13 protein-coding genes are annotated in these 14,744 nt (G+C 57.3%); 10 read left to right on the forward strand and 3 right to left on the reverse strand.

The genetic code is table 11. From position 1 onward, the window contains the following. Positions 1-41: 41 nt before the first annotated feature. On the reverse strand, positions 42-1,244 hold the full coding sequence (ackA, locus tag AC2CGI_RS02160; RefSeq protein ID WP_004936063.1) for an acetate kinase: 1,203 nt from the start codon (positions 1,242-1,244) through the stop codon (positions 42-44). A gap of 358 nt (positions 1,245-1,602) precedes the next feature. Between ackA and yfbV the strand changes: the two genes are divergently transcribed. From yfbV to AC2CGI_RS02180, 4 genes are all read left to right on the forward strand, one after another. Next, the gene (yfbV, locus tag AC2CGI_RS02165) at positions 1,603-2,058 is read left to right on the forward strand and encodes a terminus macrodomain insulation protein YfbV (protein WP_004936061.1); all 456 of its coding nucleotides are present in this window, start codon (positions 1,603-1,605) and stop codon (positions 2,056-2,058) included. A gap of 143 nt (positions 2,059-2,201) precedes the next feature. Continuing rightward, a complete protein-coding gene (locus tag AC2CGI_RS02170; protein ID WP_004936059.1) occupies positions 2,202-2,696 on the forward strand; it encodes a YfbU family protein in 495 nt (164 codons plus the stop codon). Positions 2,697-2,713: 17 nt separating this feature from the next. After that, on the forward strand, positions 2,714-3,370 hold the full coding sequence (locus AC2CGI_RS02175) for a sugar phosphatase (protein ID WP_076740583.1): 657 nt from the start codon (positions 2,714-2,716) through the stop codon (positions 3,368-3,370). A gap of 79 nt (positions 3,371-3,449) precedes the next feature. After that, complete coding sequence (locus tag AC2CGI_RS02180) at positions 3,450-5,300, forward strand: SLC13 family permease (RefSeq protein ID WP_076740584.1); 1,851 nt, start codon at positions 3,450-3,452, stop codon at positions 5,298-5,300. A gap of 27 nt (positions 5,301-5,327) precedes the next feature. On the opposite strand, the gene yfbR is transcribed toward AC2CGI_RS02180, so the two are convergent. Further along, complete coding sequence (yfbR, locus tag AC2CGI_RS02185) at positions 5,328-5,927, reverse strand: 5'-deoxynucleotidase (RefSeq protein WP_015378582.1); 600 nt, start codon at positions 5,925-5,927, stop codon at positions 5,328-5,330. A 107-nt stretch (positions 5,928-6,034) separates the two neighbouring features. Next, on the reverse strand, positions 6,035-7,249 hold the full coding sequence (locus AC2CGI_RS02190; RefSeq protein WP_004936047.1) for a pyridoxal phosphate-dependent aminotransferase: 1,215 nt from the start codon (positions 7,247-7,249) through the stop codon (positions 6,035-6,037). A gap of 855 nt (positions 7,250-8,104) precedes the next feature. Here AC2CGI_RS02190 and lrhA point away from each other — a divergent pair. The 6 genes from lrhA (at position 8,105) to nuoF (ending at position 14,675) form a co-directional block, all read left to right on the forward strand. Next, positions 8,105-9,049, forward strand: coding sequence for a transcriptional regulator LrhA (gene lrhA, locus AC2CGI_RS02195; RefSeq protein ID WP_004936045.1), 945 nt, complete (start codon positions 8,105-8,107; stop codon positions 9,047-9,049). Positions 9,050-9,757: 708 nt separating this feature from the next. Continuing rightward, positions 9,758-10,195: an NADH-quinone oxidoreductase subunit NuoA gene (gene nuoA, locus AC2CGI_RS02200; RefSeq protein ID WP_004936040.1), complete on the forward strand. Its 438-nt coding sequence runs from the start codon at positions 9,758-9,760 to the stop codon at positions 10,193-10,195. Between the two features lie 15 nt (positions 10,196-10,210). Continuing rightward, positions 10,211-10,885: a NuoB/complex I 20 kDa subunit family protein gene (locus AC2CGI_RS02205; protein WP_004936039.1), complete on the forward strand. Its 675-nt coding sequence runs from the start codon at positions 10,211-10,213 to the stop codon at positions 10,883-10,885. A gap of 96 nt (positions 10,886-10,981) precedes the next feature. Continuing rightward, positions 10,982-12,778 carry an NADH-quinone oxidoreductase subunit C/D gene (nuoC, locus tag AC2CGI_RS02210; protein WP_004936036.1) on the forward strand — a complete coding sequence of 599 codons (1,797 nt, stop codon included), beginning with the start codon at positions 10,982-10,984 and terminating at the stop codon, positions 12,776-12,778. A 2-nt stretch (positions 12,779-12,780) separates the two neighbouring features. Then, on the forward strand, positions 12,781-13,332 hold the full coding sequence (nuoE, locus tag AC2CGI_RS02215; RefSeq protein WP_004936034.1) for an NADH-quinone oxidoreductase subunit NuoE: 552 nt from the start codon (positions 12,781-12,783) through the stop codon (positions 13,330-13,332). Continuing rightward, positions 13,329-14,675, forward strand: a complete 1,347-nt coding sequence (gene nuoF, locus AC2CGI_RS02220) for an NADH-quinone oxidoreductase subunit NuoF (RefSeq protein ID WP_004936030.1) — start codon at positions 13,329-13,331, stop codon at positions 14,673-14,675. The genes nuoE and nuoF overlap by 4 nt, the downstream gene beginning before the upstream one ends. Positions 14,676-14,744: the final 69 nt, after the last annotated feature.

The raw sequence follows: 14,744 nt of genomic DNA on the forward strand, positions 1-14,744 counted from the left end.
AAACAACACCGTCAGCCTGGGCTGACGGTGTTTTGAGAGCATTACGCGGTCAGGCGGGATGCGTCCTGCGCGATGACCAACTCTTCGTTGGTCGGGATCACCAACGCCAGGCGGCTGCCGTCTTTGGTGATGGCGCCGGATTTGCCGAAGCGAGCGGCCATGTTGCGGTCGTGGTCGATTTCGAAGCCCAGCAGGCCCAGTTTGTTCAGGGTCAGCTCACGCACCATGCCGGCGTTCTCGCCGATGCCGCCGGTGAAGATCACCGCGTCCAGACGGCCTTCCATCAGCGCGCTGTAGGCGCCGACGTATTTGGCCAGACGGTGGCAGAACACGTCCATGGCGCGTTTGGCGTCGGCTTTGCTGTCGTAGTTGTCTTCAACGTAACGGCAGTCGCTGGTGACTTCGGTCAGGCCCAGCAGACCGGATTCTTTGGTCAGCATCTTGTTGATCTGATCAACGCTCATGCCCAGAGAATCGTGCAGGTGGAAGATGATAGCCGGATCGATGTCACCGCTGCGGGTGCCCATTACCAGGCCTTCCAGCGGGGTCAGACCCATGGAGGTGTCAACGCACTGGCCGTTGCGCACTGCGGTGACGGAACCGCCGTTGCCCAGGTGGCAAGTGATCACGTTCACTTCTTCCACCGGCTTGTTCAGCATCTTCGCGGCTTCCTGAGTCACGTAGAAGTGGCTGGTGCCGTGTGCGCCGTAGCGGCGAACGCCGTGGTCGCGATACAGGCTGTACGGCAGGGCGTACAGGTAAGATTCTTCCGGCATGGTCTGGTGGAACGCGGTGTCGAACACGGCAACGTTCTTGTCAGCCAGGTGAGGGAAGGATTTCAGCGCTTCCGCGATGCCGATCAGGTGAGCTGGGTTGTGCAGTGGTGCAAACGGCACGGAATCTTTGATACCCTGCAGAACTTCGTCGTTGATCACGGCGGAGGCGGTGAACTTCTCGCCGCCGTGCACGATGCGGTGGCCGATGGCGGTCAGCTGCGCGGAAAGCTCTGGTTTTTGTGCCAGAATAGTATTAACAATGAAGTTCAGCGCTTCGCTGTGTGCAGCGCCGGCCCCCAGGGCAGCTTCGTGTTTGGCGCCGTCCATTTTCCACTTGATGCGAGCTTCAGGCAGGTGGAAACACTCGGCCAAACCGGAGAGGAATTCGTCGCCGTTAACGGCATCGATGATGGCGAATTTCAGAGAAGAACTGCCGCAGTTAAGAACCAGTACTAGCTTACTCGACATGGAAGTACCTACTTAAATAGTCGTGTTGTTAAAAGAAAATCGAACACACGTGGTGAATTAATCGTCAATCAGACAACAAGCGTAGCGCATAGTGCCGATGACATTTATGATTAACATCATGTGAAGTGCACAAATCACAGGATGATGGAAAAACCGATGATTTCTCTGCGGTTTAAATAATCTTGATTTTTATAGGGCTAAAAGTTGACAAAATTTACGTCATCTTCTACCGGCCACAAGGCCGGCTTAGGATACCGATAGCCCGGTGCAAACACAAAATAAATTTAAAGCTTCAAATTTTTTAGTATGGTCTCTGGCAGCACGCTTTTAGTTTCTTTACGTGACGTTGAGGTACGCAATGACGAGCAAACCGTCCGGTTCCGTAAGCTGGTTTCAGGTCTTCCAGCGCGGGCAGCATTATATGAAAACCTGGCCGTCAGACAAACGTCTGGCACCGGTCTTTCCGGAGAACCGCGTTGCGCGTGCCACCCGTTTCGCTATTCGTTTCATGCCGCCGTTGGCGATTTTCACGCTGACCTGGCAGATCGCGCTCGGCGGCCAGCTCGGCCCGGCGATCGCCACCGCGCTGTTCGCTTGCAGCCTGCCGATGCAGGGCTTGTGGTGGCTGGGGCGCCGCTCTGTTACGCCGCTGCCGCCGACGCTGTTGCAATGGTTCCATGAGGTGCGCAACAAGCTGACGGAAGCCGGGCAGGCGGTAGCGCCGCTCGAAGGCACGCCGACCTATCAGACGTTGGCTGATTTGCTCAAGCGCGCCTTCAAGCAGCTGGACAAAACCTTCCTCGACGATCTGTAAATGAAAAAAGGCCGCGCTGATGCGGCCTTTCTCGTCAAAGCGCCAATAACCCCGGTTTAAATCAAAGAACGGTCGAGTTGTGATTTCCTGCGTTCTTGCGCTGTGCGATGCTCCCGCCATCACACAGAAATGAGGAAATCCTGATGGAAATGACCAACGCCCAGCGGCTGATCCTGTCGAATCAGTACAAGATGATGACCCTGCTCGATCCGGACAACGGCGATCGTTATCGCCGGTTGCAAACCATCGTCGAACGCGGCTTCGGTTTGCAAATGCGCGAGCTGGATCGCGACTTCGGCGAACTGAGCGAAGAGGTGTGCCGCACCATCATCAACGTGATGGAGATGCATCATGCGCTGCAGGTTTCCTGGGGCAACCTGAAAGAGAAGCAGGATCTGGACGAGCGCCGCCTGGCGTTTCTCGGTTTCGATGCCGCGACCGAGGCGCGCTACCTGAGTTACGTGCGTTTCCTGGTTAGCACCGAGGGGCGCTATACTCACTTTGATTCCGGCAGCCACGGTTTTAACGCCCAGACCAAAATGTGGGAAAAATATCAGCGTATGCTGGCGATTTGGCAGGCCTGCCCGCGCCAGTATCATTTGAGCGCCGTTGAGATAGCGCAAATCATCAATGCTTGATTAAGAAGAGGTTTTCTGTGGAGTGTAAGGGTTTTCTGTTCGATCTTGATGGCACCCTGGTGGATTCGCTGCCGGCGGTAGAGCGCGCCTGGACGCACTGGGCCGAGCGCCGCGGCGTCGACCCGCAAACGGTGCTGGACTTCATTCACGGTAAACAGGCCATTACTTCTCTGCGCCACTTTATGCCGGGCGAAAGCGAAGCGGAAATTCAGCGTGAATTCCAATTGCTGGAGCAGGTGGAAGCGCAGGATACCGACGGCGTTCGCGCGCTGCCGGGCGCCATTGCATTGCTGGAGCGCCTGAACGCGCTCGGCATCCCTTGGGCGATCGTCACCTCCGGTTCGGTGCCGGTGGCGAGCGCCCGCCGCCAGGCCGGCGGCTTGCCGCAGCCGGCGGTGTTCATCACCGCTGAGCAGGTTAAACACGGTAAACCGCAGCCCGACGCCTATCTGCTGGGCGCCGAGCGCCTAGGGCTGGCGCCGCACGAGTGCGTGGTGGTCGAAGACGCACCGGCCGGCATTCTCTCCGGCCTGGCGGCGGGTTGCCAGGTGATTGCGGTCAACGCCCCGGCCGATGCGCCGAAGCTGGAGCAGGTCGACCTGCGGCTGGATTCGCTGGCGCAGATCGCCGTCGATAAAACGGCGCAGGGCGCGATCGTTCGCCGGCTGGCCTAAGTGGCATTATCTTCACCCTAATTGATTAGACCCCGCCTCGGCGGGGTTTTTTTATGCTATTTTTTAGGCCTTTGGACATTTGCCGGATGAGGCCGTTTTGAACAGCGAATTACTGTGGGTGCTGAGTTTACTGCTGATTGCCATCGTGCTGTTTACCACCAACAAGCTGCGTATGGACGTGGTGGCGCTGTTGGTGATCATCGCTTTCGTGCTGAGCGGCACGCTCAGCCTGCAGGAGGCGACGGTCGGTTTCAGCGATCCCAACGTGATTTTGATCGCCGCGCTGTTCGTGATCGGCGAAGGGCTGGTGCGCACTGGCGTGGCTTATCAGGTGGGCGACTGGCTGGTCAAAGTCGCCGGCAGCAGCGAAACCAAAATGTTGATGCTGCTGATGGTGACGGTCGCCGGGCTCGGGGCATTTATGAGCTCGACCGGCGTGGTGGCGATCTTTATCCCGGTGGTGCTCAGCGTGACGGCGAGAATGAAGATCGCGCCGGGGCGGCTGATGATGCCGCTCAGTTTCGCCGGGCTTATCAGCGGCATGATGACGCTGGTGGCCACGCCGCCCAACATGGTGGTCAACAGCGAACTGGTGCGCGAAGGCATCCATGGTTTCGGTTTCTTCAGCGTGACGCCTATCGGCCTGGTGGTGCTGGCGCTGGGCGTTGGCTACATGCTGATCGCCCGCCGTTGGCTGGGCAGCAGTGACACGGGCAAAGCCGGCGACGACTGGCAGCGCCGCTCCTTCCGTGACCTGATCCGCGATTACAAGCTGACCGGCCGTGCGCGGCGGCTGGCTGTCCGCAGCGCTTCGCCGCTGATCGGGCGTTCGCTGGACGAGCTGCACCTGCGTGCGCGCTATGGCGCCAACGTGGTGGGCATCGAGCGCTGGAAACGCTTCCGGCGGGTGATGGTCAGCGCCTCCGGCAGCACCGAGCTGCGCGAGGGCGACGTCCTCTTGATCGACATGTCGGACAGCCAGGTCGATCTGCGCGAATTCTGCGGCGAACAGCGGCTGGAGCCGATGGTGCTGCGCGGTGATTACTTCTCGGAACAGTCGCGCAACGTCGGCATGGCGGAGGTCTCGCTGATCCCGGACTCGGCGCTGCTGGGTAAAAGCCTGCGCGAAGCGGCGTTCCGCAGCCGCTACGATCTGAACGTGGTGGGCATCCGCCGCCACGGCGAGACGCTGGGCGGCAAATTGGTGGACGAGCCGCTGGAACTGGGCGACATCTTGCTGGTGATCGGCGACTGGAAGGCGATTCGTCAGCTGCAGGCCAAAACCCACGACTTTATCGTGCTCAATCTGCCGGCCGAGGTGGACGAAGTGGCACCGGCCATCACGCAGGCGCCGCACGCGCTGTTTTGTCTGGCGCTGATGGTGGCGATGATGCTGACCGACGAAATCCCCAACCCAATCGCGGCGCTGATCGCCTGTTTGTTGATGGGCAAGTTCCGCTGTATTGATATGGAGAGCGCCTATAAATCGATCCATTGGCCGAGCATTATTTTGATCGTCGGCATGATGCCGTTCGCGCAGGCGCTGCAAAAGACCGGCGGGGTGGATCTGATCGTCAGCGGGCTGATGGACGTCGCCGGCGGCGCGGGGCCGCGCGTGATGCTGCTGTGCCTGTTCGTCTTGTGCGCCACCATCGGCCTGTTTATTTCCAACACCGCGACGGCGGTGCTGATGGCGCCGATCGCCATCGCCGCCGCGCGCGAAATGGGGGTATCGCCATACCCGTTCGCGATGATTATCGCCGTCGCCGCGTCCGCCGCCTTTATGACGCCGGTCTCTTCACCGGTCAATACGCTGGTGCTGGGGCCGGGCAATTACAAGTTCGGCGATTTCGTGCGGCTCGGCGTGCCGTTCACCCTGTTGGTGATGGCGGTCAGCGTGATTGTGGTGCCGTGGCTCTACGGTTTTTAACGGCGCAGCGAGGCTGCGCCGGCGGGGTTACAGCGAGCTGTCGAGGCTGATTTCGTCCAATGACAGGCTGAAGCTGGGAATGAATACCTCCATGAAGTAGTCCATTTCCGGGCTGCGGCGCTGCTCCAGGGTTTTATCCAGCCGCGCCTTGGCCAGGGTGAATTCGTTGTTGCCGGCAGACAGCTCCTCCAGGCATTTCAGATAGGCGCACAGTGCGTCCGCCTGCTTCACCACCTGCTTTTCATCTTCGCTGTAGTAGTGCTCATCGAGAATGGTGCGGAAATCGTTGCGCAGCTCAGCGGGGATCATGTCCAGCAGCTTTTGCTGGGCGATCTTTTCGATCTTCTTGTACTCATGGGCGATCTGCGGATTGTAGTACTTGATCGGCGTCGGCATGTCGCCGGTGATCACTTCGCTGGCGTCGTGGTACATCGCCAGCAGGGCAACGCGATCGGCGTTGAGGTTGCCGTTGAATTTGCGGTTCTTGATCACCGCCAATGCGTGGGCGACAAAGGCCACCTGCAGACTGTGTTCGGAGACGTTCTCGGTACGCACGTTGCGCATCAGTGGCCAGCGGTTGATCAGTTTCAGGCGGGACAGATGGGCGAAGAAATGGCTCTGGCTCATGGTGCTCTCTTTAACGGCAAGTGAGGGCTCCATTGTGAAGCAGTGACGGCGAATTTTGCAACCGGGCAATGAGAGAAGGGCGCAGCAAGGCGCTGCGCCCCAGGCGATTACTGATGGTAGCCTTCAAGGAAGCGGCCCAGCTTGCCGACCGCCATTTCCAGCTCGTCTACGCGCGGCAGGGTGACGATACGCACGTGATCCGGGTAGGGCCAGTTGAATGCGGTCCCCTGCACCAGCAGCACTTTTTCCTGCAGCAGCAGATCCAGCACCAGTTTCTGGTCGTCATGGATATTGAAGCGTTTGGCATCGATGCGCGGGAACATATACAGCGCGCCCTGCGGCTTCACGCATGAGACGCCCGGAATGTCGTTGAGCAGTTCCCAGGTGCGGTTGCGCTGTTCGTACAGACGGCCGCCGGGCTGAATGAATTCGCTGATGCTTTGATAACCGCCCAGCGCGGTCTGAATGGCGTGCTGCATCGGCACGTTGGCGCACAGGCGCATCGAAGCCAGCATCTCCAGCCCTTCGATATAGCCTTTGGCGTGCTTCTTCGGCCCGTTCAGCACCATCCAGCCCTGACGGAAGCCCGCCACGCGGTAGGTTTTCGACAGGCCGTTGAAGGTCACGGTCAACAGATCCGGCGCCAGCGCAGCGATCGAATGATGCTCCGCTTCGTCATACAGGATCTTGTCGTAGATTTCGTCGGCGAAGATGATCAGGTTGTGTTGGCGGGCGATCTCGACGATCTGCTCCAGCAGCGCTTTACTGTACACCGCGCCGGTCGGGTTGTTCGGGTTGATGATCACGATGCCGCGGGTGCGCGGGGTGATCTTGCTGATGATGTCGTCCAGATCCGGGAACCAGCCGGCCTGCTCATCGCACAGGTAATGTACGGCCTTGCCGCCGGACAGCGAGACCGCGGCGGTCCACAGCGGATAGTCCGGCGCCGGCACCAGCATTTCGTCGCCGCTGTTGAGCAGCGCCTGCATGGATTGAACGATCAGCTCGGAGACGCCGTTGCCAATGTAGATATCCTCAACGGTCACGTCACGCATGTTGCGCGCCTGATAGTGCTGCATGATCGCTTTACGCGCCGAGAAGAGGCCCTTGGAGTCGGAGTAACCTTGCGCCGTGGGCAGATTGCGGATCACGTCGACCAGGATTTCGTCCGGGGCGTCGAAACCGAACGGGGCAGGGTTGCCGATGTTCAGTTTCAGGACTTTGTTGCCTTCTTCTTCAAGACGTTTAGCTTCTTTAAGCACCGGGCCGCGAATGTCATAGCAGACGTTGTCCAGTTTGCTGGATTTCTCAATGGGGGACATAAAAAGTTGAGCCTTTTGCTGGGATAGGGGCGCTCCTACCGTGGGACGCCGCAACCCGCCCAATGTACTCCTGGCGTAGTTGCTTTTGAAGGGTTTTGCACGCCTTTGGTGCAAATGCATGTCGTAAAGGGGGATTTTAGTTATGATAAGCAAAGGTAAAGTTATTTTGTGGTTCATAATTTCATGAACTATAATTTTACTAGGGTTTTGTTCTGTTAAATTGCGTGTCGATAAACGAGACGTGCCGGCGATCGCGGCCGGTAGCAGTGAAATGATAAGCCGAAAGTGAGAATGGGCTTCAATAAACTGTAAAGGAACGATAATACCGGAGTTGTCTGATAGCGGGTTGCCGGTTAGCGCACCACACTAAGAAAATGGCATATTTACATTAGCTTTACTTTATATTTCAGCTTAAGCATTGTTTATGTGGTTATAGGATTATTATTTAAAGTAAAAATCTTACTGATTGAATTTATTAAATTCATTGAGTGATAACACGAAGTTGGTGCCGTTAATTATTTATTTTTCTTACTCTGTAATGCAGTCTGAACGCCGGTTGATAAGGATTCTCAGTAGCACGAATGGAGTGGAAATTAGGCGGTATCAATGAGTAAAATCTCAGGTACGGTGGGGGTTTTCCCTTTCCACCGGTATTCAGTCCCCCGCGTTCTATAAGCACCATCGATAGATCGCATTTTAAAAGGCGATAGAGGTAACGAATCATAAGTAATTTTTTTGCCCTCCACTTATGAGTGGGGTACTGTCATAACAGGCTCCGTCCTTTTCAACGGCGTCTGAGAAACACACCAGGGTAGTAGTTCGTAAATTAGAATTTAAAAAAGTGAAGAATACACTATGACAACTGCAAATCGTCCGATACTTAATCTCGACCTCGATCTGCTAAGAACCTTTGTTGCGGTTGCTGATTTGAATACCTTCGCGGCGGCGGCTGTTGCCGTTTGCCGTACGCAATCAGCCGTCAGCCAACAAATGCAGCGATTAGAGCAACTGGTCGGCAAAGAACTGTTTGCCCGCCATGGGCGCAACAAACTCCTGACTGAGCATGGTATTCAGCTTCTCGGTTATGCCAGGAAGATCCTGCGCTTTAACGACGAAGCCTGTACCTCGCTGATGTACAACAATATTAAAGGTGTTCTGACCATCGGCGCTTCCGACGACACCGCCGATACCATTCTGCCTTTCCTGTTGAACCGCGTGACCGCCATCTATCCGAAGCTGGCCATTGACGTGCGCGTAAAGCGCAGCACGACGATGGTCGATCTGCTGGAAGAGGGTGAGATCGATCTGGCGGTGACCACGGCCGATCCGGCCGGGCACCCGCACATCGTGCTGCGCACGTCGCCGACGCTGTGGTACTGCGCTGCCGATTACCACTATCAGGCCGGCGAACCTATCCCGCTGGTGGTGATGGATGAACCAAGCCCGTTCCGCGCGCTGGCGATCAAACAGTTGGACGAAGCCGGTATCCCGTGGCGTATCGCCTACGTCGCCTCCACGCTGTCTGCGGTGCGGGCGGCCTGTAAGGCCGGTCTGGGTGTGACCGCGCGGCCGATCGAGATGATGAGCCCCGATCTGCGGGTGCTGGGCGCGGTGGAAGGTTTGCCGCCGCTGCCGGATACCCAGTATGCGCTGTGCAAAAACGCGCAGTGCAGCAACGAACTGGCAATGGCCATCTTCAGCGCGATGCAGGGCGGCAATGACGGCTATGGCTTCAACGGCGCGGAAGCCGGTCTCCAGGGCGATCAGGATGATGCCAGCCTGGTGGACGAAGAAGAATAACGCCGCGGCGTGATATCTGATGAAAAACCTCTGCTTCGGCGGAGGTTTTTTTTGGCCGTTTTTTGGCGATTTTTACTGTTATAGGGATTTAATGACGATTTTGTTATGAGTTGGCTGTTTTATTAACTTTTAAGCGTTGCTGAAAAGAGAATTTGACCGGGTTTAAGATGCTGGGTTTATTTTTTGAACAATAAGATTGAATGAGTTAAAGGCATGGTAATGTTAGGGTTATTTTGTTAGCTTATGGCGGCCGTTTTTGCGGCTTAATTTGAGGAAAATTGTTAAAGGGCCACACTTTTTTTGAGGATTTATGCTGAAAACGTGTCCTGGATCAAAAAAATACCCCTAGGTAGTGAGTGGAAGAACAGGGAATTCCTGAGACAATGGTATAGTAAAACTGAAATGTGCATGTTGGTTTATATCTATCTGTTTCTACACAAAAATTAACTGACACGATTTAGCCTGTCCCTGGCGCATCAAATGTTAATCAAATGATACGTATGTAAACTAGTGTGTAGATACTTTTGTCAAAGTTGACAAAAGGTTATAGAAAGGAGTAAAAAGCCCACAGAAAAACGCTGCCTAACTCGCTGTAAAAGCAGTTTGTTTGTGTGGTTATTTATCCTTCCCTTAAATCGATGTGGCGCACTAACTGCCGGTGACAAGAGCAGTGCGATCGACGCCACTTTTGATGAGTAAGCATAGAGTATGTCAACAACCACTGAAGTTATCGCTCATCACTGGGCGCTCGCCGTATTTCTCGTCGTGGCTATCGGGCTTTGCGGCTTAATGCTGCTGGGTGCGTTCTTCTTGGGCGGGAGAGCCCGGGCGCGCGCCAAACACACCCCGTTTGAATCAGGTATCGACTCCGTCGGCACGGCGCGCATGCGCTTGTCCGCCAAGTTCTACCTAGTGGCCATGTTCTTCGTTATTTTCGACGTTGAAGCCTTATACCTGTATGCCTGGTCGGTCTCGATTCGCGAGAGCGGCTGGGTGGGCTTTATCGAAGCCGCCATTTTCATTTTGGTGCTATTGGCCGGTCTGGTTTATCTGGTGCGCATCGGCGCGTTGGATTGGACTCCGGCGCGTTCCCAACGCCGCAGCAAACCAAGCACGATCACTAACACCAACAGTCATCCGCAGTAACAGCGAGGCATTAAGATGGACTATACGCTCACCCGCATAGACCCGAACGGTGAGAACGACCGTTATCCCCTGCAAAAACAGGAGATCGTCGCCGATCCCCTGGAACAACAGGTCCACCGCACGGTTTACATGGGTAAACTCGAACATGCGCTGCATGACATGGTGAACTGGGGGCGTAAAAACTCTATTTGGCCGTATAACTTCGGCCTTTCGTGCTGTTACGTGGAGATGGTGACGTCGTTTACCGCCGTTCACGATGTGGCGCGTTTCGGTGCGGAAGTGTTGCGCGCCTCCCCGCGTCAGGCTGACCTGATGGTGGTGGCCGGCACCTGCTTCACCAAGATGGCCCCGGTCATCCAACGCCTGTACGAGCAGATGCTGGAGCCCAAGTGGGTGATCTCGATGGGCGCCTGCGCCAACTCCGGCGGCATGTACGACATCTATTCCGTGGTGCAGGGCGTGGACAAGTTCCTGCCGGTCGACGTGTACATTCCCGGCTGCCCACCGCGTCCGGAAGCTTACATGCAAGCGCTGATGCTGCTGCAGGAATCTATCGGCAAAGAACGTCGCCCGCTGTCGTGGGTTGTCGGCGATCAGGGCGTTTACCGCGCCAATATGCAGTCTGAAAGAGAGCGTAAACACGGCGAGCGCATCGCGGTGACCAACCTCCGGACGCCTGACGAGATTTAAGACGTTCATTTAACGTCCATCTTAGTGCGCTATTGGTTAACACAGCGAAAAGTGAAACTTGCGGCGAATAACCCTTTAGTGTGGTGAAAAAAAATTATGACAGATTTGACGACGCACGACGCCTTGCCTGCCTGGCAGACCCGAGATCACCTTGACGACCCGGTGATCGGCGAACTGCGCAACCGTTTTGGGCCGGAAGCCTTTACTGTTCAGGCCACCCGCACCGGCATGCCCGTGGTATGGGTTAAACCTGACCAGTTACTGGAAGTAATGACGTTCCTGAGAAAACAGCCGAAGCCGTATGTCATGCTGTTCGATCTGCATGGCGTGGACGAACGTCTTCGCACCCACCGCGACGGCCTGCCCGCTGCGGATTTCTCCGTTTTCTACCATCTGATTTCCATCGAACGCAACCGCGACATCATGCTGAAGGTGGCGCTGTCTGAAAAAGACCTGCACGTGCCGACGGCGACCAAGGTGTTCCCGAACGCCAACTGGTACGAGCGCGAAACCTGGGAAATGTTCGGCATCACCTTCGACGGCCACCCGCACCTGTCGCGCATCATGATGCCGCAGACCTGGGAAGGGCACCCGCTGCGTAAGGACTACCCGGCGCGCGCCACCGAATTCGATCCTTTCGTGCTGACCAAGCAGAAAGAAGATCTGGAGATGGAAGCGCTGACCTTCAAGCCGGAAGACTGGGGCATGAAGCGCGGCACCGAGAACGAAGACTTCATGTTCCTCAACCTCGGCCCGAACCACCCGTCCGCGCACGGTGCGTTCCGCATCATTCTGCAGCTGGACGGCGAAGAGATCGTCGACTGCGTGCCGGATATCGGCTATCACCACCGCGGCGCCGAGAAGATGGGCGAGCGTCAATCCTGGCACAGCTACATTCCGTACACCGACCGCATCGAGTACCTCGGCGGCTGCGTGAACGAAATGCCTTACGTGCTGGCGGTCGAGAAACTGGCCGGCATCAAGGTGCCTGAGCGCGTCGACACCATCCGCGTGATGCTGTCCGAGCTGTTCCGCATCAACAGCCACCTGCTGTACATCTCCACCTTCATTCAGGACGTCGGCGCGATGACCCCGGTGTTCTTCGCCTTTACCGACCGTCAGAAGATCTACGATCTGGTGGAAGCGATCACCGGCTTCCGTATGCACCCGGCCTGGTTCCGCATCGGCGGCGTCGCGCACGATCTGCCGCGCGGTTGGGATCGCCTGCTGCGTGAATTCCTCGACTGGATGCCGAAGCGTCTGGATTCCTACGTGAAAGCGGCGCTGAAGAACAGCATCCTGAAAGGCCGCTCCATCGGCGTCGCGTCTTATAACGCCAAAGAAGCGCTGGAGTGGGGCGTGACCGGCGCCGGCCTGCGCGCGACCGGCGTTGAGTTCGACGTGCGTAAATGGCGCCCGTACTCCGGCTACGAGAACTTCGACTTCGAAGTGCCGGTCGGCGACGGCACCAGCGACTGCTACACCCGCGTGATGCTAAAGGTGGAAGAGCTGCGCCAGAGCCTGCGCATCCTCGAACAGTGCCTGAACAACATGCCGGAAGGCCCGTTCAAGGCCGATCACCCGCTGACTACGCCGCCGCCGAAAGAGCGCACGCTGCAGCACATTGAAACGCTGATCACCCACTTCCTGCAGGTTTCCTGGGGCCCGGTGATGCCAGCCAACGAATCATTCCAGATGATTGAAGCCACCAAAGGGATCAACAGCTACTACCTGACCAGCGACGGCAGCACCATGAGCTACCGCACCCGGGTACGTACGCCGAGCTTTGCGCACCTGCAGCAGATCCCATCGGTCATCCGTGGCAGCCTGGTTTCCGACCTGATCGTCTATCTGGGTAGTATCGATTTTGTAATGTCAGATGTGGACCGCTAACTATGCATGATCAAAAAGACAATCACGCAGTCAATGATGCGCTCGAGCCCATCAACGCAGCCGCTCCTCAGAGCGGCGTTGATGCATTTGTACTGAGCGCGGAAGAACGTGATGCGATCGAGCACGAAAAGCACCATTACGAGGATCCGCGCGCCGCTTCCATCGAGGCACTGAAAATTGTGCAGAAGCAGCGCGGCTGGGTTCCGGACGGTGCGATTTACGCCATCGCGGAAGTGCTGGGCATCCCCGCCAGCGACGTAGAAGGCGTGGCCACGTTCTACAGCCAGATTTTCCGTCAGCCAGTAGGACGTCACGTGATCCGTTATTGTGACAGCGTTGTTTGTCACATCACCGGTTACCAGGGCATTCAGGCCGCTATCGAGAAGAAGCTGAACATCAAACCGGGTCAAACCACCTTTGATGGCCGCTTCACGCTGTTGCCGACCTGCTGTCTGGGCAACTGCGATAAAGGGCCGACCATGATGATTGATGAGGACACTCACAGTCAGCTGAAGCCTGAAGATATCGAGACGCTACTGGAGCAGTATCAATGACCAAGCACATTGTACGCACTCCCGAAACGCATCCGCTGACCTGGCGTCTGCGCGATGACAAGCAGCCGCTGTGGCTGGACGAATACCGCAGCAAAAACGGCTATGCCGGTGCGGAAAAGGCCCTGAAGGGCCTGGCGCCCGACGAGATCGTCAGCCTGGTGAAAGATTCCGGGCTGAAGGGTCGCGGCGGCGCGGGCTTCTCCACCGGTTTGAAGTGGAGCCTGATGCCGAAGGACGAATCCATGAACATCCGTTACCTGCTGTGTAACGCCGATGAGATGGAGCCGGGCACCTATAAAGACCGCCTGCTGATGGAGCAGCTGCCGCACCTGCTGGTGGAAGGCATGCTGATCTCCGCGTTCGCGCTGAAAGCCTACCGTGGCTACATCTTCCTGCGCGGTGAGTACATCGAAGCGGCGGCGCACCTGCGTCGCGCCATCGCGGAAGCCACCGAAGCCGGCTATCTGGGCAAGAACATTCTCGGCACCGGATTTGATTTCGAGCTGATCGTGCACACCGGCGCCGGCCGTTACATCTGCGGCGAAGAAACCGCGCTGATCAACTCGCTGGAAGGCCGCCGCGCCAACCCGCGCTCCAAGCCGCCATTCCCGGCCAGCGCCGGCGTGTGGGGCAAGCCGACCTGCGTCAACAACGTCGAAACGTTGTGCAACGTGCCGGCCATTTTGGCGAACGGCGTGGAGTGGTACACCGGCATCTCCGGCAGTGAAGACAAAGGCACCAAGCTGATGGGCTTCTCCGGCCGGGTGAAAAATCCGGGCGTCTGGGAGCTGCCGTTCGGCACCACCGCGCGTGAAATCCTGGAAGACTACGCCGGCGGCATGCGCGACGGTCTGCGCTTCAAAGCCTGGCAGCCGGGCGGCGCGGGCACCGACTTCCTGACCGCCGATCACCTCGACCTGCCGATGGAATACGGCGCGATCGGTAAAGCCGGCAGCCGTCTCGGCACCGCGTTGGCGATGGCGGTAGACCACGAAATCGGCATGGTGCCGCTGGTGCGCAACCTGGAAGAGTTCTTCGCCCGCGAGTCCTGCGGCTGGTGTACGCCATGTCGCGACGGCCTGCCGTGGAGCGTGAAGATCCTGCGTGCGTTGGAGAACGGCGAAGGGCAGCCGGGGGATATTGAAACCCTCGAACAGCTGTGCCGTTCCCTCGGCCCGGGCAAAACCTTCTGCGCCCACGCGCCAGGTGCCGTAGAGCCACTGCAAAGCGCGATTAAATATTTCCGTGAAGAGTTCGAGGCGGGTATCGCCGTGCAGCACTTCGGCAACGCTCATGCGATTGGCGGCATTCAGCCGAACAACCTGCTGAAGCAGCGCTGGTAAGCCGACTCGCCCGAACACGGCCAGAATTTTTGATTAACGCCTGCCGCAAGGCAGGCCACTTGGAAGCAT

This window comes from Serratia sp. LSHTC3 (assembly GCF_057197125.1).